Origin of the sequence: Methyloceanibacter caenitepidi (assembly GCF_000828475.1) — a bacterium.
GTDB classification, from domain to species: Bacteria; Pseudomonadota; Alphaproteobacteria; order Rhizobiales; family Methyloligellaceae; genus Methyloceanibacter; species Methyloceanibacter caenitepidi.
Genome location: NZ_AP014648.1, coordinates 1,561,536 through 1,585,732, shown reverse-complemented (window position 1 = coordinate 1,585,732; position 24,197 = coordinate 1,561,536). Strand labels below are relative to the sequence as shown.

Sequence of the window (24,197 nt, the reverse complement as noted above, 5' to 3'; positions counted from 1 at the left end):
CCCCGAACCGACTAGGGTCCGGCCCGCACGGCTCGCGGCACACGGACCCATGATCCTCTCACACAAGCACAAATTCATCTTCATCAAGACGAAGAAGACGGCCGGCACGGCGATCGAAGCCGCGATTTCGCAGCTCTGCGGGCCGGACGATGTCATTACGCCTTATCGCGCGGCGAGCGAGAAAGACCGCAAAGGCCTCGGTCCGCAGAACTACCGGATCGATCATCCGCTGAAGCCGCAACGGCCGCTTTGGCGAAAGCTTCTCGGCCGGCCCGAACGCTATTGGCATCCAACCATCGGCTATTACGAGCACATGCCCGCCTGGCGCGTCCGCAACTATGTGGGCGAGGATGTTTGGAACAGCTACTTCAAGTTCGCGTTCGACCGGAATCCGTGGGACCGGCAGGTGTCCTGGTACCACTACAAGACCAAGTCGAAGAAGACGCGCCCCAGCTTCGAGCGCTACATGCAGCGGCCCACCGCCTATGTGGACAATCACGAGCTCTACATGCTGGACGGAGCGCTGGCCGTCGATTTCCTCGGCCGCTACGAGAATTTGGAAGAGGATCTGAACACGGCACTCCGGCAAGCCGGCGTCGAAACCCCGGTCAGCGTGCCGAAAGTCAATGTGACGCCGAACAAGGATTCGGAACGCAGCTACCGCAGCTATTACACGCCGGCGCTCCAAGAGCAGGTGGCGAATTGGTATCAGCCCGAAATCAAGCTGCTGGGTTACGATTTCTAATCAGTTGTCTGATGGTCTCGTGAGCGCGTGCGGCAGGCCGCGTCCGGCCCGCCGCTCCGCGCGACGACCTACTCCGTGCAGGAGTTGCTGTCGGCGTTCCACGTGCCGCCAGCGGCCTCGCAGTCGGCCTGGTTGTCCGGGCCGGCGAAAGCCGGTGCAGCGGCGGCAAGTGTGGTGGCGAGAGCGAGCATGGTGACGAAATACTTCATGGTCTATTCCTCCGTTTGAACGCGCCCGCAATCGCTGCAGGCGGACGGAAGAACGCGGCTCTTTGGGGTTGGTTCCGCACGGACACAAACTAAGGCAGTGTGCCCTGAAATGACCCGAATTGTGGCTCGGACGCCCGGAGGCGTTGGAGCTTAGCGCGCGTCGATGGCGACGTTGGTTTTTTCTCCCCGCAGCCGCGCGATGATGGTGGCGCAACACGCATCGCCCCAGACATTCACGCTGGTGCGGCACATATCCAGCACCCGGTCGAACACGAGGAGCACCCCGATGGCTTCCACCGGCAACCCGACGGCAGCAAGAATGATCGCAATCGCCACCAGCGAGGCGGACGGCACCCCGGCGACGCCAATCGATGTCACGAGCGCAATCGTGACAATCGTGAATTGCACGCCGAAGCTGAGCTCCAGCCCGTAGGCCTGAGCCAGGAACATGGCCGCCGCGCATTCGTAGAGCGCCGTCCCGTTCATGTTCACCGTTGCGCCGAGCGGCAACACAAAGCTCGACACCTGGTTCGACACACCGACCTTCTCTTCGACCGTATCCATCGTGACCGGCAAGGTCGCCGAGGACGAAGACGTGGAAAACGCGGTAAGCAGGGCCGGCGACATGGCCCGCATCGTCGCAAAGGGTTTGACCCTGCCGATGAACCGCAAGAGCAGTGGCAGCGTAATCAGCGAATGCAGCAGGAGCGCTGCGAGAACCGCGAGCGCGAAATTGGCCAAAGGCCTTGCCGCCGCGAACCCCGTTTCGGCGATCACGGCCGCAATGAGGGCAAACACGCCGATGGGCGCGAACTTCATGATGAACTCGGTCATGTGCATCATGACGTTGAACACGCCGTTCCAGAACTTGAACAAGGGATCCGCGTAGTCATGCGAAAGCGTGGTCATGAAGTAGCCGAACAGAATGGAAAAGAAGATCAGCCCAAGCATCTGTCCTTCAGCGGCGGCCATGACGATGTTCGGCGGCACCAGGCGCTTGAAAAGCTCCACGACGTCGCCGGCGCCCCTTCCCTCGATCCTCTCGCTGATATCGTTGGCCGGCGCCTCGAGCGATAGAATGTCGCCGGCGGGCCGCCCATCGACATAGCCGGGCGTCATGACGTTGATGGCAATGAGACCGATCAGGATCGCGGCGAGCGTCGTCACGGCGTAGAAAAGCAGCGTGCGGATGCCGAGCGCGCCGATATTGCCGCCGGATCCGATCCCGGCCACGCCGACGACAATCGACGACGTGATCAGCGGCACGATGATCATTTTCAGGGCGTTGAGAAAGATCGCGCCGATAAACTCGAACACCGAAACAAAGCTGACACCCAACCACCCCGGCGCGAAAGTCTCAGTGGTGAAATGCTTGACGATCGACCCGACGATGGCCGCAAGGACGATGGCGATGAGTATCTGCCAGTGGAGGGCAAGCTTGCGCACCGAGATTTCTCCTCAAGCGGGCCGAAAGGAAGCGGTTCGAGTGCCGCATCTCTATCGCATCGGTGTCAACCGCGAATGTCGGGGGACAGGTCTTCGCTTGCGACTGCCATACTGCCAAGGAGAGTTGCGTTCGGAAGCGCGGGCCGTGTTGGCCGGAACGCCGAGCCTGCACCTTGCAGCGGCCCAAGTGCAGGACTCCAGACAGTCGGCGTTTGCAACATTAAAACAACTGGTTACGAATGATTTGGTGGGCCCGGCTGGACTCGAACCAGCAACCAGACGGTTATGAGCCGCCGGCTCTAACCAATTGAGCTACGGGCCCCCTATATGCGAGAGACGGATGATAATCCGAACGTCACACGCCGCGCGTAACGATTCGTGCGCGACAGAGGCTGGCCTTGTAGAGCGTTCTGCCCAACCTCACAATTCCGCCTCATAGCAGATTCCTTATGGCGCCCAAACTCAAGGACCAACCCGCAATCTCTGGAGCCTATCGATGACCTACACCCGTCCACTTCGGCTGCTTGTCCCCGCCCTCGCCGTGCTTGCCGCAGCGCTCCCGTTTTCCGCGTCCGCGGCAAGCGGCAAGCGGGTCATCTCGCTGTCCGCTTCCGGCACCGTGAAGGCCGCGCCGGACATGGCGAGCATCTCGACCGGCGTGACCTCCGAGGGGCAGACCGCGCAGGACGCGCTGTCCAAGAACACCGACGCGATGACCAAGGTGGTCGACACGCTCAAGGAGGCCGGCATCGAGGCGAAGGACATCCAAACGACGGACTTCTCCGTGTCCCCGATCTACGAACGGAAAAAAGACGAGCAGGCCGCGTTCATCACCGGGTACCGGGTCAGCAACAACGTGAACATCACCGTGCGCGACACCGACAAGCTCGGCGATGTCCTCGACAAGGTGGTCCAAGCGGGCGCGAATGAGATCAACTCAATCAGCTTTGGAATTGCTGAACCGGAGAAGATGAAGGACGAAGCCCGGAAACTGGCCATGCAAAATGCGACCGACAACGCCAAGCTCTATGCGGAAGCGGCCGGCGTCGAACTCGGCCCGGTCGTCAAGATCGCCGAGAACGGCGATTATACGCCCCGCCCCTATCGCGCCATGGCGGATGCGGCCCCAATGATGGCCGAAGCGAAGCAGGTCCCCGTCGAGGGCGGCACGATGTCGGTCGAAGCGAAAGTCCAGGTCACTTGGGAGCTTAGGTAAGGCTCATTTGACATACCGGGCAACGGCGCGTCTCGGTCGGTTTCGGACCCCCTCCAAAACGCGCCGTCCCCTGATCAGAATCAAGGTCGGCGGTCGCGACATCGTGTAATCTTCGATCATGATGTCGCCACTCGGAGACTCCCCGGGCGTGGAAGACAGTCATGCCCAAGACCCGCACGCCCACGACCGGGCGATAATGGTCACGCGCCATCTCGAGGCACGCGGGATTAGCGATGCCCATGTGCTCGCGGCAATGGCGCAGGTGCCGCGCGAAGCCTTCGTGTCGCAGCCCCTCTCCGAGTTCGCCTATGAGGACTCTGCCCTGCCGATCGCGGCGGGACAGACCATTTCGCAGCCCTTTATCGTCGCCCGCATGATCGAGTTGGCCGAGATCAGGCCGGGCGACACCGTGCTCGAGGTCGGTGCCGGGTCCGGCTACGCCGCCGCCGTGATGAGCCGCATAGCGTCGTCCGTTTACGCCGTCGAGCGACACGAGGAGCTTGCCGACCTGGCGCGCGAGAGGGAGGCCCGGCTCGGCTACGACAATGTCGAGATCATCTGCGGCGACGGCACGAAGGGCTGGCCGCAACAGGCGCCTTTCGACGCCATCATCGTGTCGGCAGGCGGTCCGAAAGTTCCGGACGCGTTGAAGCGGCAACTCGCGATTGGCGGACGTCTCGTCATCCCCGTGGGCCGGGATCTCTACCAGACTCTCGTGCGCGTTCGCCGTACGGGACAGGATACCTTCGAACAGGAAGACCATGGCGGCGTAACCTTCGTTCCCCTTATCGGCGAAGAAGGCTGGGAGGCACCGCGCCAAGCCAAGACGGAAACCCAAATCGATTCCGAAACCTCGGGCTTCGCCAATGGGCTGCTGACGCCCGCGCCACAGGCACGGGGCCCGCGCGCCGACCTCAGTCACTTGATCGCCGGCGCTGCGGAGCCGTTCGGCGACCTCACAGAACTGACTGCACTGGCGGAGCGCTTCGCGGACCGGCGCGTGGTCCTTCTCGGCGAGGCAACGCACGGCACCGCCGAGTTTTACGATGCGCGCGCACGCATCACCGAGATGCTTGTCGCAAAACACGGGTTCACTATCGTCGCAGTAGAGGCCGACTGGCCGGACGCTGCGGTCTACGACGCCTTCGTGCGGGGCCGTCCCCGGCCGGAAGTTCCCGCCAGTGCTTTCACTCGCTTCCCCGACTGGATGTGGCGTAACGGTCAGGTCAACGCCTTCCTCCAGCGGCTAAAAGCCATCAACGAAAGCGTCGCCGATCCCGACAGGCGCGCAGGGTTTTACGGGCTCGACGTCTACAGCCTGGCGACCTCGATCGGCGTGGTGCTCAACTACCTGGACAACGTCGATCCTCAGACCGCCCGCATCGCCCGCGAGCGCTATGGCTGCCTGGCCCCGTTCCGATCGGACCCGGCCCGCTATGGCCGCATGGCTTTGTCGCAGGGCTATGCGCTTTGCGAGAGACCCGTCACCCAGGCCCTGGTCGATCTGTTGCGGAAGCGTTTGGGGTATCTGGCCCGCGACGGCAGCGCTTTTTTCAACGCGGAGCAGAATGCCCGCATCGTCGTAGCGGCCGAGCAGTATTACCGCATCATGTATTACGGCGCCGCTCAGTCCTGGAACTTGCGGGACCAGCACATGTTCGACACGCTGGAGCGCCTTCTGAAGCACCGCGGGCCCGACGCGAAGGCCGTTGTCTGGGCGCACAACTCGCATATCGGCGATGCGGTCTTCACCGAGATGGGCCAGGTGCGCGGCGAACTGAACATCGGGCAATTGACGCGCGCACGTTTCGGCGAGGATTGCGCACTCATCGGTTTCGGCACGGATCGCGGAACGGTCGCCGCCGCCTCCAATTGGGACGAGCCCATGGAGATCAAACGCGTTCGCCCGGCCCGCAACGACTCCTACGAGGGACGCTCGCGCGATGCCGGCATCGAGGCCTTCTTCCTGGAGACGGGAGGGGGACAGAAGGACAGCATCCGCGAAGCGCTTGCCGAGCCCATGCTGGAACGGGCCATCGGCGTCATCTACCGGCCGGAAACGGAACTGCTGTCTCACTACTTCCAGGCGGAACTATCGAAGCAGTTCGACGCGTGGATCTGGTTCACCGAGACGCAGGCGGTCGACGCAAGGCCGCAAGCCCATCCTCATGGGCCTGATGAGACGTTTCCGTTCGGGTTGTAGGTGTGCTCGCGCGCAACGCTCTCTAAGACTTCGAGACGATCTCGTTGTCTTCGCCGAGCAGGACCACGCTGGGGTGGTAGTTGCGGGCTTGCTCTGCCGGGAGCTGGCAATACGCAACGATGATGACCTTGTCGCCCTTCTGGACGAGACGTGCCGCGGCGCCGTTCACGGCGATCTCTGCCGACCCGCGCGGCGCCTCGATCGCATAGGTCGTAAAGCGCGCGCCGGTGTTGATGTTCAGCACATCGACCTGCTCATGGGGCAATATTCCGGACGCATCGAGAAGGTCCCGATCGATCCCGATCGAGCCCTCATAATGCATGTCAGCGCCGGTCACCGTGGCCCGGTGCAGCTTTGTCTTCAGCATGGTCAGGAACAATTGTCCGCCCCAAGATTCCAGTACGAATCCCAAGCGGGCCCTCATCGGGGCCCATTGCTCTTGCCTGTGCATATAGAGCAAGAGCCGGGGTGTTGCAACGCAACATCCGCGCGAAACTGCGATTTTCTACCCGTCAATTATGACAGTTCAACCAAAAAATCCACATTTACTGGCCGTTAGCGGGCGCAATATCGGCATTGTGCCGCAGGGCCCAGAGACGTTTCGCCACCGGAATTCCCCGCAAATCGTGCAGGCCCATATCGTTCAGCCGAAGGCCCGCTTCGGGCCGCGCGCGGCTGACCACCTGGTCCGTCGCCACGATGGGCTGGCCCAGCAGCTTCGACATGTCCTGGGTCCGGGCGACCTCGTTCACGGCGCGGCCGATCACGCCGAATTTCAGGCGCTCGCGCGTGCCCGCATTGCCGAACACCACCTCGCCGAAATGAACGCCCACGCCGAAATTGATCTCGACGGCGCATTTGCAATCTTGCGCCTTGGCATCGGCCAGCCGCTCCTGCGCCTTGAGCGCCGCCCGCAAGGCGGACGTGGCCGCCGCCTCTTCGCCGGCACCGTCGGCCGGGAAGAACGCGAGGATCGCGTCGCCCACGATATCGAGCACCTGACCGCCCTCCTCGATCACGGCGCCGGCCGCGCAGTCGAAATAGACGTTCAGCAATTCGAGAAAGCCTTCCACGGAGAGCTGGTCCGCAAGCCCCGTCGAGTTGCGCAAGTCGCTGTACCACAGCGCCGCCGCGAGCCGCTCGCCGTCGCCGCGCTTGACCGTACCGGACAGGATACGCTCGCCCACAAGCGGCCCATGGAACGCGTTGAGCGTGTTCTTCGCGATCTGATCCTTGATCATCACCCGCAAAGCCAAAGAGAGGGGCGCCAGGATCTGCTGCATGATGCAGATATCCCGCTCCGAGAACCCCGCAGGCGATTTCGTCGACCAGGACAGCGCCAGCCCGTCCGTGGTGCCGACCTGCATGGGCCCGTCCCCGAAGGAGACCACGCGCGCGTAATAGCCCGTGAAACCCTGATCGCGCAGGCGCTGCAGCAGGGGGAACTTGTCGACCATCGCATCCCGGTCGAGCCGCAGCGGCAGCTCCGCCACCTGACCCTTGATCATCCAGTAGAACGGGCTCAGCGTGAAATCCGGATTGTCCTCCGTGAGGGCCTGGAAGTACTCCACCTCCACGCCCTTCTCAGCCGTCCAGGCGATCGTCATGCCGTCGAAAAGCGGATGCAGGATACGAAAGCCGACCATCATCCGCGCCAAAGGCACGCCGGCCTGGGTCAGCCGGTCCATGACCGTCTGGATCAGGTCGCCGATCGGGCGATCGGTGAGCCCCGAGGCGATGATCGCATCGGCGATCTGCCCGGAGACGCACGCCTCCGTGTCTGACGGCCCCAGCGGGGGCGGCGGCGCATCCTTGAGATGATGAATCAATGTATCCGTCATGACGCGGACCTTATCACGCAACTCCGTGTCCGCATCCGGGCCGATGCCTCACATTTTCGTTGCCCTACCGCCTAGCGGCTGCTTGAGGGCGGGTTCGTTGCCCTACCGCCTAGCGGCTGCTTGAGGGCGGGTTCGTTGCCCTACCGCCTAGCGGCTGCTTGAGGGCGGGTTCGTTGCCCTACCGCCTAGCGGCTGCTTGAGGGCGTGGTCGTTGCCCTACCGCCTTCTTTGTTGGCCTACCGCTTCGCTACTTGAGGCCTAGCGGCTTACTTGAGCGCGGATTCAGCGCCGAACCAGGCGTCGGGCACCTAGGGCGTGAGACGAAAAGCCGCTTGTTGCGCCGCAAAAACTTCACCATCCGGCCATGGCTTTTGCCCAAGCTACGCCTATCTCCAAGAGCAACAGCCGAGCGAATCGGCGGCAAACCGAAAGGGAGCAACGTCAAGGTCGGCCAGAGGGCCTCGCAGGAGGCCGAGCCTCGCGAGAGGCTTTTTGAGAGCAACTAGACCGGACGTGAATTCTATGGGCCAAGCCCACCCTAACATCCAAGCCCACCGAAACGGCCAAGCCGGGCAGACCGGCCAGCCTATCCGGATGAGCCACGAGCTCGGCACGGGCCCCGCGGCAGCCATCGCGGCGGCGGCGAACAAGACGGCCGCCGTCAATGCGGCCCCTGCCGCCTCGGCGCCCATCAACAAGGTCTCGACGCTGACCTCGGCGCGGCCCTTCTCGCCCCTGCGCGAGAAGCTCCTCCGCCGCAAGGTGACCATCGCCGGCAAGGACGGCCACGCTCATCTGGCCCGCCCCATCGACGAGACGGACGCCGGCGCGCTCATCCGCTGCTACGACGCCATGACGGACCGGGGCCGCTGGTTCCGCGTGCTCCATCACCTGCCCCACCTCAGCGAGGACATGGCGCGCGAATTCTGCACGCCCGACCCCGAGCGCGACCTCTGCATCGTCCTGGAAGGCGACGGGCCGCTCGAAGGCGAGATCTTAGGGGGCGCGCGCATCACCGGCGACAAGGACGGCAAGACGGCGGAGTACTCCGTGACGCTCCGCCCGGAAGCCGAAGGGCTCGGCCTCGCCCACAAGGCGCTGGAGCTCGTGTTCGAAGCCGCGCGCGAGATGGGCTACACCCATATCTGGGGCACGATCCATTCTGAGAACGGCCCCATGCTCCAGCTCGCCCACAGCCTCAACCTGCATGTGCACCGCGACCCCAACGACGCCGCGCTGATGGTATCCGAAGGGGATTTGTAAATCGCGCTCAAGTAGCGCGAAGCGCGGTAGCGCAGTGAAAAACCCGCTTAAGTAGGCCGCTAGGCCGGTAGCGCAAATAAGAGAAGCGCAGGCGCGCGAAAGCATCCCGGCGCGTGGAAACACGCCGAGCTGGCCATAACCTCCCTACGTCTCAAAACAACAGCCCTCACGCAGTGAGGACTTGCGGGGCGCTGGTCGGCCGCCGTCCGTTTTTTAGTGTGGGCAGCCTTCCGGCGCCCCGCATGGCGTATCGAATGCGCATCGCTTATCGCGAAGCGACCCTCGACGCCGCGGCGATGTTTTAGAGCCTCATACCGCGCGCTTATCTCCAGTGGCACAGGCGCATGCGAAGAAGCACACGCCTCACCCGACGGCCCACGCGTTACAGCGCAGGCGGGCGGATTAGAGACCCCCGGGGCTGGTCCGTTAGCCGCGACGCGGTTGTCCAGGCTTGCTCATTCTCATCGGGCCCATCCGTACCGCGCCACCTCGGGCGCCGCATCCCCCGCCCCGAGAGCAGACGGTCTGCAGCTCGCGTCCTCACGAACGAGGGATGGGAGGCAGTCTACGGCAGGTTTTGGGGAGGGGGATAAGGTTTCTCCGAAGGTCGAAACAGAAACACTATAACGGTTGAAAGTTACACAGGATTAAACTATTGATGGCACCTTTATAACAACCTGAGATTGTTTCAGATGTATGTTTATCGTCCAGTGATGCGAAGCAAGGCTGGAGAGGCTGCCGCACTGAAGCACCTGGCAAGCTCCTCAAAGGCCCGTACATTTCCAATCTGCGTCGTGATGGAGTCCCCACCAGCATCATTTGCGTCGACGGTAGGTCCGGCGTGGGCGGGACTGCCATTGGCTCTCGATGGTCGTCTAACAACCACTCTGACCGGAAGTGCCACCAACTTCTCAGACATGTTTAAGGCGCTTGGCAAAGCTGGCGTAGAAGTTTCGCCATCTGTGTCTGTAAGAGCCGACACCACGTATCTGAAGGCGGTAAACACTGCCTTGGGAAAATACTCTGACAGCCTCACGCTGAAGGCGAAGCTCAATGATCTAGGGGTCATAGCCGCTTGGTGCTCAAACCAGGGTTGGAATACGAAGGACATTGATCTCGTTATCACTCTGGGCGATATCGCGGGTTACGAGTCCGAAATGTTCCACCCTTTCGTCGCAAACGCCATTCAGACCAATTTGGGCAAGACGCCAGAATGGCGCACTGTAACGCTTGTGGCCTCCTCGGCCCCTAAAAACTATAGCGGCCTACCAAGTGGCCGAACCAACGTACCAAGACGAGAGTGGACACTTTGGCAGGCAGTTGCACCTGCCCTTCCTTTCGAGCTGAACTTTGGTGACACGGGCCAAGTTCATCCAAGCATGGAGGAACCACCAGGATTCGCGATGGCCAAGGCTACGGTCAGCGTCCGCTATACGGTCGATGAGTGTTGGATAATTCTGAAGGGACGCCCCACCAGCGGTCGCAACGGGAAACCGATGGCTGATCAGTACCGCCAGCATGCGCAAACTCTGTCGCGTGACCCTCAGTTTGATGCGCTTCCTAATTGTTGGGCTGACGACCGGATCAAGGAAATTGCCTCCGGCAAAACACGCTCTGGAAACCGAACGACTTGGGTCTCAATCGGAATGAACCGTCACATTTCACTCGTTACAGATCGGCTGCCCTAACCAGTCTTGGCGGGTCTTCAGAGCTTTTCGGACTTCCAAGCATAGCAGCCGTTTCGGCAAGCTGTCGGCCGCCTTTGAGGCGAGGACCTCGACGGTCTTGTTGCGAATCCCCTTGTCGAGACCGTAACGCTCCAAGAGCGTCAGAGTCTCTGAACGCCAAAGCAGACGCGCGACCTGAAGAGGGTCAACATTGGGGTTCCTGCGGGCACGTCGTCTCAATCGGAGCGCCAGCCGACTACTGGTTTTCATCGGTGCAGCCGAGCAAACACCCCACCACTCGGGGATAGTGCTCAATGACCTATCAAGGTGACAGTCGGCCACCACGAGAGTGACTCGATCGAAGACCTGACTGTAGAGCCTTGCTTGGTCAGGGAGCCGATGCAGCGTGTCGCTCGCGCTCTTGAGTTCGAACCCACTCAATTCACCATTAATAACTGCGATATCTATGCGAGCGGCACCAGACCAAATGCCCATCTCCTCCACGATCCGAGTACTCGGATCGCTGCAGTGCTTTTGATTGAGTTTCCTGCGGACTGCCGCACGTACGTCCGAATCGCGCATGGGAGCAGTTTATATTAGAACGTTAACCATAAATTCTAGTGGTGGGTTGTTTTTTGTCATAGGCCGTTGACGTGTAGCCAGATCACACCAGAGAGAAGTATTTTGGCTTAGTAGCATTCTAGCGCTTGCGCGCCGTGACCGGTTGAGCGGGATCGCTCAACTGCCCAACCATGCACCAATAGGTGCCCCCTACGCCCCCACCGGGCCTTCGGTCTTCATGCGTTTGATGACCGCGTCGATCGGTTCCGGGGTGATGTGGTCCGGGCCTGAGAACGGGAAGTTCAGGTGGATGGCGAGGAAGAAGGTCGCGCCGACGATCATGGCGAGGCCCGCCGTCATCAGCACTTGCGGGCCCACCTTCTGCGTGGCGAAGAAGGCGGGATAGGCGAGCGTGATGACGCCGCCGAGGACGAGCACGCCCCAGATGACCGGGGTCATGTGGCCGCCCACGTCCGAGAGCCGCTCCAGCCGCAAATCCGCCGTCTGCTGCAACAGATCGATGCCGTGCAGGATGGTCGGCATCAGGGCGAGGTCGTTGGACTGGATCTGCCCCAGCGTGTAGCTCAGCTTCGCATAGGCCTTGGACGCCTTGTCGCTGCCGTGGCGGCCGAGCTCCATCTGCGGCCAGTCGTCGTCGCGCACGGCGACCGCATAGGCCATGAGCGCCGCGCGGATCTTCGCGCCGTCCGCGTCCGGATAGTTGTAGCTGTTGCGGTAGAGATTGTAGAAGCGCTCGGCCTCCGCATCGACGGCGTGCTTGGTGTCCTCGAACTCCTGCCACACGCCGACCACGACGAAGGCCAGCAGCACCGCATAGGCGACGCCGACCACCGCATATTTGAAGCCGGCGACTTCGTGGTTCGAGGAGAGGAACTTGACGCCGAAGCGCCGGCGGACCAGGAGCTGCAGCCCGACGGAGAAGACGACGCTCACGCCGATGACAAGGGCGGCAAGCAGCCAGACCGGCATCGCGTTGATGATCTCCAGACCGCTCATATTATTTTCCCTACCGCCTAGCGCTTCTTTTGGTGCGCTACCGGCCTAGCGGCCTACTTGAGCGCTTGTTTCGTGTGCTACCGGCCTAGCGGCCTACTTGAGCGCATTACCCTTTGCCCTACCGCGCTCTGCGCTACTTGAGGTCGAGCTTACTTTGCGCGGGCGATTCGCGCCATCTAGGGGCTCGGGCGACGCTCAATGCCCTGCCGCTTTGCGGCTGCTTCAGGGCGGTGTTCGATGCGCCGCCGATTGTCTGGGCGGAACACATGGCTCATGGCGGGGTTAGCGGCTAACATGGGGGCGTGATCCAGCAACGCGGCGTCACGCGCTTGCGGTCCGATCGCATAGACAGCGTCCGCATCATCGGCATTTTATCTCCGGCTGCGAAACTCATCGACGATGGCTGAAAAGATAACGACCAAGCCTCAAAGCCCGGCCGCGCTCATCCTCTTCGCGCTCGGATGCATCATTGCCATCATCGCGATCTGGTGGCTGCGCGAGGCGTTTCTGCTCGCCTTCGCGTCCGTCGTCCTCGCCATCGCGCTCGATGCGGCGGCAAGGCCGCTGCTCGCCACGAAGCTGCCCCGCACGTGGGCCGTGTTGATCACCCTTGCGGTTATCGTCGCTGTCTTGGGCCTGCTGGGCTGGCTGGTCGGCGCGCAAGTCTCCGCCCAGCTCGGCGAGCTTTATGCGCAGCTGCCGAAAGCGGTTCAGTCGCTCGAGCAAGTCACGGGTCTGTCCTTGCCGAGCGCATCGGAGATCGTCTCGCGCGGCGGCTCAGGCTTCCTCTCCGGCGTTGTCGGCACGATCGCGTCATGGGGCTGGACCGCGGCCGGCGTCGCGACCACGTTCTTTCTCGTCTTGATGGGCGCGGTGTTCCTTGCGCTCAATCCGGACGTTTATCGCCGTGGGACGCTCAAGCTCGTTCCTGAGCGCTACCGGGATCGGGTCGACGAGGCCATGAGCGACAGTGCGAACGGCCTGCGCCTGTGGCTGTTCGGGCAGCTCATCTCGATGGCGCTGATCGGCAGCCTCGTGACGTTGGGCACCTGGGCGCTCGGCCTGCCCGCGCCGCTCGCCTTGGGCATCATCGCAGGGATCGCCGCGTTCGTGCCCATGCTGGGGGCCATTGTGGGCGCCATTCCCGCCGTGCTGCTGGCGACAACCGAGGGCATGAACATGGCGCTGTGGACGATCCTGCTGTTCGTCGTCATCCAGCAGGTGGAGTCGAACATCGTGCTGCCGCAGGTGCAGCGCGAGATGATCCGTATACCCCCGGCCCTGTTCCTGTTCTCGGTCTTGGCGTTCGGCATCCTGTTCGGCATGTTCGGCGTGCTGCTGGCCGGTCCCTTGACCGTCGCCGTCTTCGTTCTGATCCGCAAGGCGGTCGGCTGACCGAACGATGCTCCGTCAATGATGGGCCGGCCGCCGCGATAAGGAACACGCGCCGGCTTTTCGGTGTTGGTAGCGCACAAGCGACGTTCCCAAGGTCATAGGTATTGAGTCATGGGTGCAAAGATATGGCTAGAAACATAAGCAAAGGGCGCGTGCTTTGGGCCGCAGTCTTGGCCGGCGCCGTCGCGGCCGTCGTCCTCGCACTCGTCGTGTTGCCGAGTGAACCGGGCCAGCCACCCGCGCCCGAGCAAGCATCGCCGCCAGGCGATGTACCCAGCCAGAGCAAGCCACTGCGGAAGACGGGCAAGGCCTCCTGGTACGATTTCTCGGGCGAAGAGACGGCCAGCGGCGAGATCATGGACGAGGACGACATGACGGCGGCGCATCGCTCGCTGCCCTTCGGCACCAAGCTGCGCGTGAAAAATCTCGAAAACGGCAAGGACGTCACCGTGCGCGTCAACGATCGCGGGCCTTATGCAAAGGACCGGATCATCGATGTGTCAGAGGAGGCCGCCGAGCGGCTCGACATGATCGAGGACGGGGTGGCGAAAGTGCGCATCAAAAAAGCGGCCCCTCCCCAGGAAGGCGCCGCTTCGTCACCGGCCGGTCAGCCGGATTAGTTGTCGAGGAAGCTCCGGAGCTTCCGCGACCGGCTCGGGTGCTTCAGCTTGCGCAGGGCCTTGGCCTCGATCTGGCGGATGCGTTCGCGGGTGACCGAGAACTGCTGGCCGACCTCTTCGAGCGTATGGTCCGTGTTCATGCCGATGCCGAAGCGCATGCGGAGCACGCGCTCCTCGCGCGGCGTCAGCGAGGCGAGCACGCGGGTGGTCGTCTCGCGCAGATTGGACTGGATCGCCGCGTCGATCGGCAACACCGCGTTCTTGTCCTCGATGAAGTCGCCGAGATAGCTGTCTTCCTCGTCGCCGATGGGCGTCTCGAGGCTGATGGGCTCCTTGGCGATCTTCAGGACCTTGCGGACCTTCTCGAGCGGCATGGCAAGCTTCTCGGCCAGCTCCTCCGGCGTCGGCTCGCGGCCAATCTCGTGAAGCATCTGGCGCGAGGTGCGCACGATCTTGTTGATCGTCTCGATCATATGCACCGGAATGCGGATGGTGCGCGCCTGATCGGCGATCGAGCGGGTGATCGCCTGTCGGATCCACCACGTGGCATAGGTCGAGAACTTGTAGCCGCGGCGATACTCGAACTTATCGACGGCCTTCATGAGGCCGATATTGCCTTCCTGGATCAGGTCCAGGAACTGCAGGCCGCGGTTCGTGTATTTCTTGGCGATGGAGATCACGAGACGCAGGTTCGCCTCGACCATCTCTTTCTTGGCCTGGCGTGCCTCGCGCTCGCCCTTCTGCACGATGGAGACGATGCGGCGGAACTCGGCGATCTGCAGGCCGGTCTCGGTGGCGAGCTGGTGGATCTCGCCGCGCAACTCCTTCACGAGCCCGCGCTCGTCGTGGATGAAGTCGGCCCAGCCCTTCTTCTTCAGGCGGCCCACGCGGCGCAGCCAGTTGGGGTCGAGCTCGTTACCCTGGTATTCGTTGAGGAAGTCCTCGCGCTTCACGCCATAGCCTTCGGCGAGGCGGAGCAGCCGGCCCTCATAGCCCATGAGCTTCTTGTTGATGAGGTACAGCGTCTCCACCAGGGTCTCGATGCGGTTCGCATTGAGCTGGAGAGATTTCACCTCGGCAACGATCTCGTCCTTGAGCTGCTTGTAGCGGCGATGCTGGCTGGTGGAGAGGTCCTCGTTCTTGAGCGCCTTCTCGACCTGCTGGTCCTGCAGCTTGCGGAGCTTCTTGTAGTTGCTGGCGACGAGGTCGAAGGTTTCGAGAACCTGCGGCTTCAGCTCGGCCTCCATGGCGGCGAGCGAAAGCGAGTTCTCCATATCGTCGTCATCGTCCTCCTCGGTGTCGCCCTCGGCGCCCTCCTCCTCGGACTCTTCGTCGTCCTTGTCTTCGGCCTTGGCGGCGCCATTGGCCTTGCCCTCGCCCTCCTCGGGCTCCTCGCCCGGCAGCGGCTGGGACGGGACCTGCTTGGCGTCGGGCCCCTGATAGGTGGCTTCGAGATCGATGATGTCGCGGAGCAGAATCTTGCCTTCGTTCAGCTCGTCGCGCCAGATGATGATGGCCTGGAAGGTGAGCGGGCTTTCGCACAGCCCGGCGATCATCGCTTCGCGTCCGGCCTCGATGCGTTTGGCGATGGCGATCTCGCCTTCGCGGGACAGCAGCTCAACCGAACCCATCTCGCGCAGATACATGCGCACCGGATCGTCCGTGCGCTCGGCCGGCTCACGCGTGGTGGTCTCGGCCTTGGCCACGGCCGACTGCGCGACGATGGCCTTGCCGCCTTCGCCGTCCGCGTGATCGCCTTCCTCCGCCTCTTCCGAGTCGATCACATTGATGCCCATATCGGAGAGCATGGACATCGTGTCCTCGATTTGCTCGGACGAGACTTCCTCGGACGGAAGCACCTCGTTGAGTTCGTCATAGGTGACGAAGCCGCGCTGCTTGGCCGTCTTGATAAGCTTCTTGACGGCGGCGTCGGACATGTCGAGAACAGGTCCGTCCTGGGACTGAGTCTCGGTCTCTTGATCTTCGGCTTGGGCGGTCTTGGTGGCCATGCATGTCACTCCGGGGCGCGCGGGCGAAAACGGCGCCAGTATCGTGGCGGGAAGCACTTGGAAGCGCTTCGCCGATCGTCGGCTTTAGCCGTGCCTGTGGTCAGGCGCGTCTCAAGGCTAAAGCCTCTTCGGTTGTCTCTGGTTCCGCCCAACCCTCCAGACGGACCAGAAGCGATTAACGGGCGCATCCTTAATCGTCAATTAAGCATGCACCTGATGCGGGCGGCGTTTTCCGCCCGGAAACCCTCGAGCCCGGAGAATTGTCCGGTTTTCGCCCGGAATTCCGGGATTTTTCTACCGACGCGGGCACTGCGAAAAAAAGCGCGCACTCAGGCGTCTCATATTTGACGTACCAAGATGACTTGGCGAGCGGCCCGGCCCCTGTCAAGGGCGCAATCCGCGCACCTAGCTGGTTTTTTCGAGCTTCACGAAGGTGCGACGAGGTGCCCTAGTCACGACCGCCAGAACCGAGGCCAACGTTCCGGAACACCGAGCAGTCCGCCTAAACGCTTGTGTCGACCTCGGCAAGGGAACATCCTTGAGGGATAATCCAATAGGAGGATCGTCGGATGGCAGACTCCAAGGAGTTCGCAAAAGAACTCAACGCGCTCATCAAGCGATACATCGATGGCGGGAGTGATCCGGAGGACATCGCCGCCGAGTTGGCGCGCGAAGCCAGCTACGTCTTCGGGCACTACAACCTCGAAATCTATCTCGAGACCCGATCCAAGGGCTGAATTGCCAGCAGCAACCAAAATAGGGACCGCTCGCGCGGGGCGGGAAGGAATCGACGGGGTGAGCAGGATTGGTTTAGGGGGTGACCTAGTTGGAAACCGACCCCGATTCTCCCTGACTTGGAGAAAGGCCGGGTCTGCTAGTAGTCCCAACCCTCAGCGGCCATACACTCGTCGGTATGCCGCACAATATCGTCGAAGTGAGCCTTTGGATGGTCCTTCGCCACCTTGGCCGTGCAATACGCTATGGCTTCTTCGTGGCTCTTCTTCTCGTCGTCGCAGCCAGAAAGGACCAACAGCGAAACTCCAATTAGCGTGGCTCTTAGCATTGGGCTCCTCCCATTTCCGAGATCGCCAGAGCAGACAGTAGAAGACCTCGGTCGCCAAGGAGCACCTAGTGTGACTCCGGTCCTTCGCGGCCCTTGTCCCGCGCTTGCTTCAAGGCCTGTACCAGAGCCGCGTAGAATGCCCTCATTTGGATGACTTTGTGATCCGGCCCAATGTAACCCTGTATCAGCCCGTGCGCGATCTCCCGCGCCTCAGCGTCCTCGTCGCCTGTCATGGGAAGCCCCTCTGTGCTTCCCCCCGCGTCGGTTGAGCTTATACGAAAAAGGGCGCCGACCGGAAGCCGACGCCCGTGTCTTAGTACCGGCCGACGCTATTGCGGCTGGACTTCCTCTTCGATGACCTCATCCTCCTCGACGGTTCCGTCCTCGTCGATGGTCGTGTCTTCTTCGATTGTCTCTTCTTCCATCATGGGTTCTTCAGCCGCCGGGGGCTCATCCATCATGGAATCGTCCGCAGGCGCTTCTTCCATTGGCGGTTCGTCCATTGGCGCTTCTGCCGCTGGTTCGTCATCCGTTGTCGTCGCCGGATCAGCAGATTGTTCCGTTGGCGTTTCTGCGGATTCATCGGCTGTGTCCTCGGCCTGATCGCAAGCCGCAAGGAAGCCAGCGAGCAGGAAGGCAGCAATCAATGCCACGTGTTTCATTGGTGTTCCCCTTTGAATTGTCACCCCATGTCACAAGGAAATGTAGCCATCTGGCCGTTCACTGACTATGGGAGATTGACGAGTTGGCGGTGGCGAACAAACTAATGATCGCACCAAAAGAAAAACCCCGATCGCGCAGGGAGCAACGACCGGGGCAGCAGGTGAGCTTGGGGGGATAATTCCCAAAGCCTCGGGCACTATGTCAGCTTTATTTCGCCTTGTCTCAACGAAAGCCCTAACTCAGCCAGTTTTTCTTTTATCTCGCGGATGCTTTTATTGCCGATGTTCGGGATTCGCCTGAAGTCGATCTCCGTCCGCTGGACGAGCTGGCCGATTGTCTCGATACGCTCAGCCCCAAAGACGTTCGCGCAACGTGCAGACCGGCCGAGGTCTTCCAGCCGCCGCCCGCCCACTTTCTTGTCTACGTCTAGTTCGTCGGCCAGTTCGCACAGATCCTGGGCGACGGCCCGTAGTCGGTCTGGGATTCGCACAGCTCGGCTACCTCTCGTTCCCGCAACTCAGCGATCTTGCGATCAGCGTCTCGCTTCACGAAGGCAATCTCATCTTCGATATTCACCGGATGGACCTCGTCGCGGAGGACCTGAAGGGACGCGCAGAGGCGTAGCGCCTCGTTGGAGATCATTGGGGTGTCGTACTTGTCTTCCAGCCCGTCGATTGCAAGTTGGATCAACTTGGCCAGGTCGGCCAGTCTGGTGAGCCGGTCAGTCATCTCCAAGTTGGTGAGGGGCCGAGTTTCGCTTTTCAGATGTTTGCAGCATGGGTTCCTCCAATAAGTGTTACCTGTGAGGTTACCTATGGAGAAAAAAGCAGAGGCTGAAATAGGGCTAAGTTATTGGTACCGCTGACTGGATTCGAACCTACGCCTGAACGGATGATTTTTTGCTGAATTGCGGGGAATAGCGGAGCTCGGCCGATCAGCTGTGGCCTGATTTGTGGCCTGATTTGTAGCCCGATTCGGCCGCCTATCGCTGCCCCTCGAGACCCCCGATTTCGCCCCCTTGCGAGATCCTCAGAGCCCTCGCCACGAGGGCCTCTTGGCGGTCCGCCTTCTCCTTCTCCGCAAGCGCCCGGGCCAGCAGCGGCGTGTAGGCCGGCCCGTGCAGACGGATCACGTCCGAGATCAGCCTGATGGCCCGATCGAGATCCTCGGGCGTCGGCTGACCCGCCGGCGCAGGTCTAGTGGCGCGGGCCCTAGCCATGGTCGCACACCAGCCGGTAGGCCGCCTCGAGCAGGTCGATCGCGGCCTCGCTCCGGGGATACACGGCGACCGTAAAGGCCGCCGACACGAGCGCCCGCCCAGCCTCGCATTTCGGCGTCACCGCCTTACGCGCGGCGCCGAGCTCGCCAATGACGGCCTGGCGCTTGTCGGGGTCCGAACGGACGTAGAGCACAGCTGCGCGATTGAGACGGGCGAGCTCGGGCGTCATTGCGGATCTCCGGCGTTGTTCGGTGGCATCTTCCAGCCCTTTGTGCGCTTGCGCTGGATGCGGACAGGTTTACCCATTGCCGCCCCCGTTGCTCAGCTCGTCGTCGGGAATGATGGCCCGGACGAAGATCCCGCCGCGCTGCCGGCATTCCACGATCGCCGCGTCCTTGTCGGTTGCCCTGAGCTCCCAAGTCTCGACCTTCTGGCCGGCGTTTGAACACGGACCGCCGGCGGGCGGGAGCGGCGCGGCGACGAGAACGGAGGCGATCATTCTGGCTGCCCTCCTGCGCCGGGAAACGCATCGAGAAAGCGCTCACGGCCGCTCATCGTCGGCCGGTATATCCGCGTTCTTGGATACGGCCCTGGCGCCCACCAGCTCTCGACGTCGCCGGCTTTCTCGAGCTCGTTCAGGGTGGGGTAGATCGAAGCGCTCCGCAGACCTGTGGCGGCCCAAATCTGCGCGCCGGAGAGCGGCGTCGCCGAGTAGGTCAGCACCGCCAGGATCTGTCGTTCGCGACGCTTCATGGGAACAGCCTTTCCGTCGCGACCACCTGGCCCTGGGCCGGATAGTCGATCACGCCGAAGCTGCGCAGGCGGCCGAGATTGTTCTTGTAGGCGCCGGAACTCGAGGAGGCCCCGATCCAATCGGCTAGCTCCTCCTTGCCGGCCGCGTTCGGGTAGATCGCGGCCAGCGCCTCGAGGATCCGCATCTGCGCCGGCGGGAACCGCTCGGCGAGCTTCGCCATGACGTCCTGGTGGGTCGGCGCGGCGTCCGGATGATTGGCGAGGCCCGCACCCGCGTCCGTCAAGGCGAGCATGCCCGGCTTCGGATAGTCGATCAGGCCGGCCGAGCGCAGCGACCCGAGATTGTTCTTGTAGGCGCCCGAGCTCGCCGACGCGCCGGCGAGGATGGCCACGGTCGTCTTGTCGGCTGCGCCCTGCCCCAACGACAGAACCCAGGCGATCGCATCGAGGATCTTCTGCTTCGCCGGCGTGATGCCTTCGGCGGAGGCGACGCCGTCGCGAGCCGGCGCCGCCTCCCGTCTCGCGGTCTGCTGGGGTGCATGGGAAATTGACTTAGAAGTCAACGCGGGCGGCGCGGCGCGGTGCTGTTCGCGGAACTCGCTGCTCGGCGGGGCCGTGTAGCCATCCGGTTTCGACGGGCGGTCGCGCATGATCTCGATGCCCGCAACGACCCCATTGAGGATCTCTATCGCCTTGTTGCACGTGATGGTCACTCCAGCCTCGTGGCCGTCGTCGTAGCTTTCGCGGTGCATCTTTTGGCGCTCGGACGCGCTCACGCCGCGTTGCGTCTTGGCTCGCTCGAGATCCTTCTCGAGCTCGGCGATGCGCTTGTCCTTGGCGGCGACCTGCGCCTTGAGAGCCTTCGGGTCGTTGGCCTTGGTCTGCGCCTCGACGGCCGCGAGCTTGTCCTTGAGGCCGGCCACGTCCAGCGGCTCAAGCGCCGTCGCCTTCAGTTTGCGCTCGCCGCGCTTCGGCGTGCGCGAGGAGTCGAACGTGATCTTGGGCGGGAACGGGGAGGACTCGAGGACGCCGCGGCCGGGAATCCATACGAGCCCGTGTCCGACCGGCATCGTCGGCAGGTCGCTCCAGATCTCCCGCCAGCGCGCCTTGTCGGCCTGGCCTTGCACCCAATCGCCGATCGCGTCGCGGTCCTGGCTCGAGGTCAGCTTGAAGGCGACGAGGCCGTCGACCTGGCTCAGGACGTCCTTCGAAAGCACCGCGGGCCGCTGCGTGATCAGCCAGGGGATGAAGCCCTTGATCCGGCCGCGGCGCACGATGGTCTCCATCATGCCGAGCAGCTTGGCCGCCTCCCCTTCCTTATCGAGCAGCCGCTGCGGCGCCCACATATCCGCCTCGTCGAAGATGACGTGCACCGGCTCGCCATTGGCGTTCTTGTAGAGCGCCGTAAGGAAGGCGAGCATGAACCGCCGCTCCGATGCCTTGGTGCCGAGCTCGGATAAATCGAGGATCGCGCTTTCCTTCATGCCGGCGACGGTCTCGCCGATCAGCGCGCCGGCGTGCTCCGTCAAGGGAAGGTCCGCACGCTGCCCCCCGAAGATCGCGACGTCGAACGGCGAAGCCGTCTTGCCGTCATCGAGCAGCCGCAGGCCCCACCACACACCGAGCGGATCCACGATGACGACGCGCGCGCGCCGCTTCAGCAGCCGCTCGACGCGGCTCATGGCGTTGTAGGTCTTGCCTGAGCCGGCCGTGCCGACATAGCCGAGCCGATCGTCCAGTCCTGCGTCGGGGATGGGCTGCTTCATTGCTCGCCGCCTACCTCTCGCAGAGACTGCTCGATACGCACTAACCGCGTGCGGATCTCTTGGACGGCAAAGCCGAAGGCATCTTCAGGCAGGTCCGCATCGGTGAAGACCTGAAACACGAAGCCATCGTTCGCCTCCAATGTGTATTCCGCCTCATAGCGCTGGCTTCGTTCGTCGAACGTAATCTTGAATGGCCCATTGACCACCGCGTAGTGCCAACCAAGATTTTCCCAAACGTCCGGCTCCCAGCCTTGGCCCATACGCTGGGCCAGCTGCATCGCGGCCGCGGTGGCTTCATCGAACGCCGTCCGAGAACAACCCAGGCCGCATCCAGGCGAGCAATAGACGCCCCCCGGAAGGTCGCGCGGAGTGTAGTCAGGAAATTGATCAGCCACGTTCCCCTCCCCTGTTCCAAGGCTTGAAGTCCCGCAGAACGTCCATGGACGGCCATGTGCCGTCGAAGGTCAGCGCGCGATCGTCGATCGTCACGAGTGCCGGCGGTTTCTCCGTCGGCCACTCGATCGCGTTGACCCAGGCGACGTCGAACGGGTCCTCCTCGAGAACCCAGCGGCCTAGCCAGTCCTTCATCGCCTCGATGCCGCCCGGCTGGTGGCTCCGGCTCGAAAAGATCGCCACGCGGAAGTGGTCGACCGCCTCCCGCAGGAAGGCGATCGCGCCGGGCACCGGCGGATCCGGAATGACGTCCGCGTCCTGCCAGCCGCTGGTGTAGCTGTGGATCACGCCGTCGAAGTCGAGGCAGAGGATCGGCTTGCGTTCCATCAATTAAGTCCTTTCGAGGCCACCCGGAGCACTTCCTCGGCGGGATCTTCGTTGCGCGCGTTCTTGTCCTGCGCCTGCTCTGCCGCCTCCAGCTGTGACCGGTGGAACTCTTCTATGAAAGACATCTTCTTGCGCTGCTCTTCCGGCAGAGCCTCGAACGCGTTCAGCACGCGCTTGTTGAAATCGGCGGCCCACTCGGGCCCGAAAGTCACAAGCGACTCGCCGATGCGGGCGTAGACGCGCCACCCCGTCTTCTCGTCCCAACACAGCCCGCCCTCGACATTCTTTCCGCCGCTCTGCGTCAGCAGTTGCGTGAACGCCCCAAAACCCTCCCAACCCGTCAGGCATTGCGCGTCGTCGGGTGTCTCGGCGAAGTATGGTGGCTTTACGCAGTCCACTACGCCGCCTCCGCGAACTGCTCTTGCTCGAGGCCGGCCATGGACCGCACGAGCTGCAGCACGGCCCTGCGCTGACGGGGATCCGTGATCGCGCCGAAGGCCTCGGCGAGCGCCAGGCCGTCCCTCGTCGCCAGAAGGGCGAGCGGATCCTCCGCGGCCGCGGCGCCGATCGGGGCGCCTCGTTCGGGCGCCGGCGCATCTTCGAAGAACCAGCCAACCTCGATGCCGAGCACGGCCGCGATCTCCACGAGCCGGCCGGCGCCGATGCGGTTCGCGCCGTTCTCGTATTTTTGGATCTGCTGAAACGTCAGCCCGAGCGCGTCGCCGAGATCCGTCTGGCTGAGACCCACCTGCATGCGCCGCAGCCGGATGCGCCGCCCCACATGGCCGTCGACCGGGCCTGTCTTCTTCGGGCGTTCGCGTCTTCCGTCCATGGTCTTTCTCCCTTCCGTTAAGCGGCCTGTTGGCCGAGCTCCCAATCCCAAAATCCTTGCTGACCGCGCGCCGGTATCGGCGCGTCGAACGGCTGCACGTCCGACAACGGCCATGCCCAAACGTGCTGATCGAACCGCTTGGAGTCGGCGACGGACCCGCCGAACAGAGCCTCCGGGCGGCGTGGCCGGCCGAGTACGGCCGTGCCGAGACCGCAGCGCAAGGGCAGGATCGGCACGTGCGAATGCGCGGCGTAGACCCGTGTGAGCAGTGTCCGCGCCAGATCCACCTTCAACGCCGTGCCATGGTCGAGATCCTGGGACGCGCCACGCTGTTCGGCCACGGCGAGTTTCCGGAGCAGGTCGGCCACCTCATCGTCGTGGACCGGCCGCGAGGCCGCGTGGATGACGATGCGCTTGTTCAGCAGCGCGCGGCCGCCGGGACGATCGATGAAGTTCCACTTGCGGAACTCGTAGGGCTTCGCCCCGATCAGCACGAGTGAGGCCCAAGGCTGGTAGATCGTCAGCGCCTTCATGCGGCCTCGCTGTCCTCTTCGCGTTCAACGAAACACCATCTCGGGAGCCGGATCAGGAGCGCCTTTTCATCGTCTGGATCGGATCGGAACTCACACTCCGTCCGCTTCTGCGCGCCGTCCGGCGCGAACGCAGTCTCGCCAAGATTGAAGCAAGCCGAGCCCCTCATCGCCGAAGGAACGAATAGCCCTGCATCGCTCTTTGCGAGCCGAAGCCAGCCGGCGTTGACGCCCTCGCCACACATCAACGTGTACGCATCGGTCACCTTGCCGATGGAGGACAGCGTGTCGCCACTAATCGAGAGCCTCATAGTCACTCGTCCGCTTGGCGTCTCGCGTGCCGACAATCCTACCTTTCTGCTCGCGGCCGCCTTTTGAGGCGCGCTCAGTGCCGTCCAT

General features: G+C 62.9%; 31 protein-coding genes and 1 tRNA gene. 8 read left to right on the top strand and 24 right to left on the bottom strand.

The window, feature by feature from the left end; all coding sequences use genetic code 11:
* Positions 1-49: 49 nt before the first annotated feature.
* Entirely contained in the window at positions 50-745 is a 696-nt protein-coding gene (locus GL4_RS07405; protein ID WP_045366250.1) for a sulfotransferase family 2 domain-containing protein, read from the top strand.
* Positions 746-813: 68 nt separating this feature from the next.
* Here the strand turns inward: GL4_RS07405 and GL4_RS17495 are convergent, their stop codons facing one another.
* The 3 genes from GL4_RS17495 to GL4_RS07395 form a co-directional block, all read right to left on the bottom strand.
* Positions 814-954: a hypothetical protein gene (locus GL4_RS17495; RefSeq protein WP_156137451.1), complete on the bottom strand. Its 141-nt coding sequence runs from the start codon at positions 952-954 to the stop codon at positions 814-816.
* 150 nt (positions 955-1,104) lie between these two features.
* Positions 1,105-2,400, bottom strand: coding sequence for a dicarboxylate/amino acid:cation symporter (locus GL4_RS07400; protein WP_045366247.1), 1,296 nt, complete (start codon positions 2,398-2,400; stop codon positions 1,105-1,107).
* Between the two features lie 245 nt (positions 2,401-2,645).
* Positions 2,646-2,722 (bottom strand) — tRNA-Ile (locus GL4_RS07395).
* Between the two features lie 174 nt (positions 2,723-2,896).
* Between GL4_RS07395 and GL4_RS07390 the strand changes: the two genes are divergently transcribed.
* Together GL4_RS07390 and GL4_RS07385 are read left to right on the top strand one after the other, a co-directional pair.
* Positions 2,897-3,616, top strand: a complete 720-nt coding sequence (locus GL4_RS07390; RefSeq protein ID WP_045366244.1) for an SIMPL domain-containing protein — start codon at positions 2,897-2,899, stop codon at positions 3,614-3,616.
* Between the two features lie 118 nt (positions 3,617-3,734).
* Positions 3,735-5,819 carry a protein-L-isoaspartate(D-aspartate) O-methyltransferase gene (locus GL4_RS07385; protein ID WP_425283188.1) on the top strand — a complete coding sequence of 695 codons (2,085 nt, stop codon included), beginning with the start codon at positions 3,735-3,737 and terminating at the stop codon, positions 5,817-5,819.
* A gap of 22 nt (positions 5,820-5,841) precedes the next feature.
* On the opposite strand, the gene panD is transcribed toward GL4_RS07385, so the two are convergent.
* Together panD and GL4_RS07375 are read right to left on the bottom strand one after the other, a co-directional pair.
* Complete coding sequence (panD, locus tag GL4_RS07380; RefSeq protein ID WP_045366238.1) at positions 5,842-6,198, bottom strand: aspartate 1-decarboxylase; 357 nt, start codon at positions 6,196-6,198, stop codon at positions 5,842-5,844.
* 166 nt (positions 6,199-6,364) lie between these two features.
* Complete coding sequence (locus GL4_RS07375) at positions 6,365-7,660, bottom strand: adenylate/guanylate cyclase domain-containing protein (RefSeq protein ID WP_045366235.1); 1,296 nt, start codon at positions 7,658-7,660, stop codon at positions 6,365-6,367.
* A 594-nt stretch (positions 7,661-8,254) separates the two neighbouring features.
* Between GL4_RS07375 and GL4_RS07370 the strand changes: the two genes are divergently transcribed.
* Complete coding sequence (locus GL4_RS07370) at positions 8,255-8,923, top strand: GNAT family N-acetyltransferase (protein ID WP_172653321.1); 669 nt, start codon at positions 8,255-8,257, stop codon at positions 8,921-8,923.
* Positions 8,924-9,615: 692 nt separating this feature from the next.
* Positions 9,616-10,611, top strand: a complete 996-nt coding sequence (locus tag GL4_RS17180; protein ID WP_082025551.1) for a beta family protein — start codon at positions 9,616-9,618, stop codon at positions 10,609-10,611.
* Here GL4_RS17180 and GL4_RS18215 read toward each other — a convergent pair.
* Together GL4_RS18215 and GL4_RS07360 are read right to left on the bottom strand one after the other, a co-directional pair.
* Positions 10,585-11,172: a sce7726 family protein gene (locus GL4_RS18215; RefSeq protein ID WP_045366229.1), complete on the bottom strand. Its 588-nt coding sequence runs from the start codon at positions 11,170-11,172 to the stop codon at positions 10,585-10,587. The two genes, GL4_RS17180 and GL4_RS18215, sit on opposite strands and share 27 nt — an antisense overlap.
* Positions 11,173-11,361: 189 nt before the next feature.
* Positions 11,362-12,168, bottom strand: coding sequence for a bestrophin-like domain (locus GL4_RS07360; protein ID WP_045366227.1), 807 nt, complete (start codon positions 12,166-12,168; stop codon positions 11,362-11,364).
* A gap of 399 nt (positions 12,169-12,567) precedes the next feature.
* Between GL4_RS07360 and GL4_RS07355 the strand changes: the two genes are divergently transcribed.
* Complete coding sequence (locus GL4_RS07355; RefSeq protein WP_082025550.1) at positions 12,568-13,563, top strand: AI-2E family transporter; 996 nt, start codon at positions 12,568-12,570, stop codon at positions 13,561-13,563.
* Positions 13,564-13,688: 125 nt separating this feature from the next.
* The gene (locus GL4_RS07350) at positions 13,689-14,183 is read left to right on the top strand and encodes a septal ring lytic transglycosylase RlpA family protein (RefSeq protein ID WP_082025549.1); all 495 of its coding nucleotides are present in this window, start codon (positions 13,689-13,691) and stop codon (positions 14,181-14,183) included.
* On the opposite strand, the gene rpoD is transcribed toward GL4_RS07350, so the two are convergent.
* Entirely contained in the window at positions 14,180-16,192 is a 2,013-nt protein-coding gene (gene rpoD, locus GL4_RS07345; RefSeq protein WP_045366224.1) for an RNA polymerase sigma factor RpoD, read from the bottom strand. The genes GL4_RS07350 and rpoD overlap by 4 nt on opposite strands.
* 569 nt (positions 16,193-16,761) lie before the next feature.
* Between rpoD and GL4_RS17490 the strand changes: the two genes are divergently transcribed.
* Entirely contained in the window at positions 16,762-16,929 is a 168-nt protein-coding gene (locus GL4_RS17490; protein ID WP_156137449.1) for a hypothetical protein, read from the top strand.
* 137 nt (positions 16,930-17,066) lie between these two features.
* On the opposite strand, the gene GL4_RS07340 is transcribed toward GL4_RS17490, so the two are convergent.
* From GL4_RS07340 to GL4_RS07270, 16 genes are all read right to left on the bottom strand, one after another.
* A complete protein-coding gene (locus GL4_RS07340; RefSeq protein ID WP_045366221.1) occupies positions 17,067-17,255 on the bottom strand; it encodes a hypothetical protein in 189 nt (62 codons plus the stop codon).
* A 65-nt stretch (positions 17,256-17,320) separates the two neighbouring features.
* Complete coding sequence (locus GL4_RS17760; RefSeq protein ID WP_172653320.1) at positions 17,321-17,488, bottom strand: hypothetical protein; 168 nt, start codon at positions 17,486-17,488, stop codon at positions 17,321-17,323.
* Between the two features lie 96 nt (positions 17,489-17,584).
* Positions 17,585-17,917, bottom strand: coding sequence for a hypothetical protein (locus tag GL4_RS17895; RefSeq protein ID WP_052464216.1), 333 nt, complete (start codon positions 17,915-17,917; stop codon positions 17,585-17,587).
* 197 nt (positions 17,918-18,114) lie between these two features.
* The gene (locus GL4_RS18210) at positions 18,115-18,330 is read right to left on the bottom strand and encodes a DNA-directed RNA polymerase subunit alpha C-terminal domain-containing protein (protein ID WP_045366218.1); all 216 of its coding nucleotides are present in this window, start codon (positions 18,328-18,330) and stop codon (positions 18,115-18,117) included.
* A 14-nt stretch (positions 18,331-18,344) separates the two neighbouring features.
* A complete protein-coding gene (locus tag GL4_RS17750) occupies positions 18,345-18,647 on the bottom strand; it encodes a hypothetical protein (RefSeq protein ID WP_045366215.1) in 303 nt (100 codons plus the stop codon).
* Between the two features lie 253 nt (positions 18,648-18,900).
* Positions 18,901-19,137 (bottom strand): hypothetical protein, encoded by a 237-nt coding sequence (locus GL4_RS07320; RefSeq protein ID WP_045366212.1) that lies wholly within the window; start codon positions 19,135-19,137, stop codon positions 18,901-18,903.
* Complete coding sequence (locus GL4_RS07315) at positions 19,130-19,366, bottom strand: hypothetical protein (protein ID WP_045366209.1); 237 nt, start codon at positions 19,364-19,366, stop codon at positions 19,130-19,132. The genes GL4_RS07320 and GL4_RS07315 overlap by 8 nt, the downstream gene beginning before the upstream one ends.
* A 69-nt stretch (positions 19,367-19,435) precedes the next feature.
* A complete protein-coding gene (locus GL4_RS07310; RefSeq protein ID WP_045366206.1) occupies positions 19,436-19,636 on the bottom strand; it encodes a hypothetical protein in 201 nt (66 codons plus the stop codon).
* Positions 19,633-19,890, bottom strand: a complete 258-nt coding sequence (locus GL4_RS07305) for a PadR family transcriptional regulator (RefSeq protein ID WP_045366203.1) — start codon at positions 19,888-19,890, stop codon at positions 19,633-19,635. The genes GL4_RS07310 and GL4_RS07305 overlap by 4 nt, the downstream gene beginning before the upstream one ends.
* The gene (locus GL4_RS07300) at positions 19,887-21,656 is read right to left on the bottom strand and encodes an ATP-binding protein (RefSeq protein ID WP_045366200.1); all 1,770 of its coding nucleotides are present in this window, start codon (positions 21,654-21,656) and stop codon (positions 19,887-19,889) included. Before GL4_RS07300 ends, GL4_RS07305 begins: the two co-directional genes overlap by 4 nt.
* Complete coding sequence (locus GL4_RS07295; RefSeq protein WP_156137447.1) at positions 21,653-22,051, bottom strand: hypothetical protein; 399 nt, start codon at positions 22,049-22,051, stop codon at positions 21,653-21,655. The genes GL4_RS07300 and GL4_RS07295 overlap by 4 nt, the downstream gene beginning before the upstream one ends.
* A complete protein-coding gene (locus GL4_RS07290; RefSeq protein ID WP_045366194.1) occupies positions 22,044-22,436 on the bottom strand; it encodes a hypothetical protein in 393 nt (130 codons plus the stop codon). The genes GL4_RS07295 and GL4_RS07290 overlap by 8 nt, the downstream gene beginning before the upstream one ends.
* A complete protein-coding gene (locus tag GL4_RS07285; protein WP_045366191.1) occupies positions 22,436-22,834 on the bottom strand; it encodes a hypothetical protein in 399 nt (132 codons plus the stop codon). The genes GL4_RS07290 and GL4_RS07285 overlap by 1 nt, the downstream gene beginning before the upstream one ends.
* A complete protein-coding gene (locus GL4_RS07280) occupies positions 22,834-23,268 on the bottom strand; it encodes a helix-turn-helix domain-containing protein (protein WP_045366188.1) in 435 nt (144 codons plus the stop codon). Before GL4_RS07280 ends, GL4_RS07285 begins: the two co-directional genes overlap by 1 nt.
* Before the next feature lie 17 nt (positions 23,269-23,285).
* A complete protein-coding gene (locus GL4_RS07275; RefSeq protein WP_052464215.1) occupies positions 23,286-23,801 on the bottom strand; it encodes an ASCH domain-containing protein in 516 nt (171 codons plus the stop codon).
* A complete protein-coding gene (locus GL4_RS07270; RefSeq protein WP_045366185.1) occupies positions 23,798-24,109 on the bottom strand; it encodes a hypothetical protein in 312 nt (103 codons plus the stop codon). Before GL4_RS07270 ends, GL4_RS07275 begins: the two co-directional genes overlap by 4 nt.
* Positions 24,110-24,197: the final 88 nt, after the last annotated feature.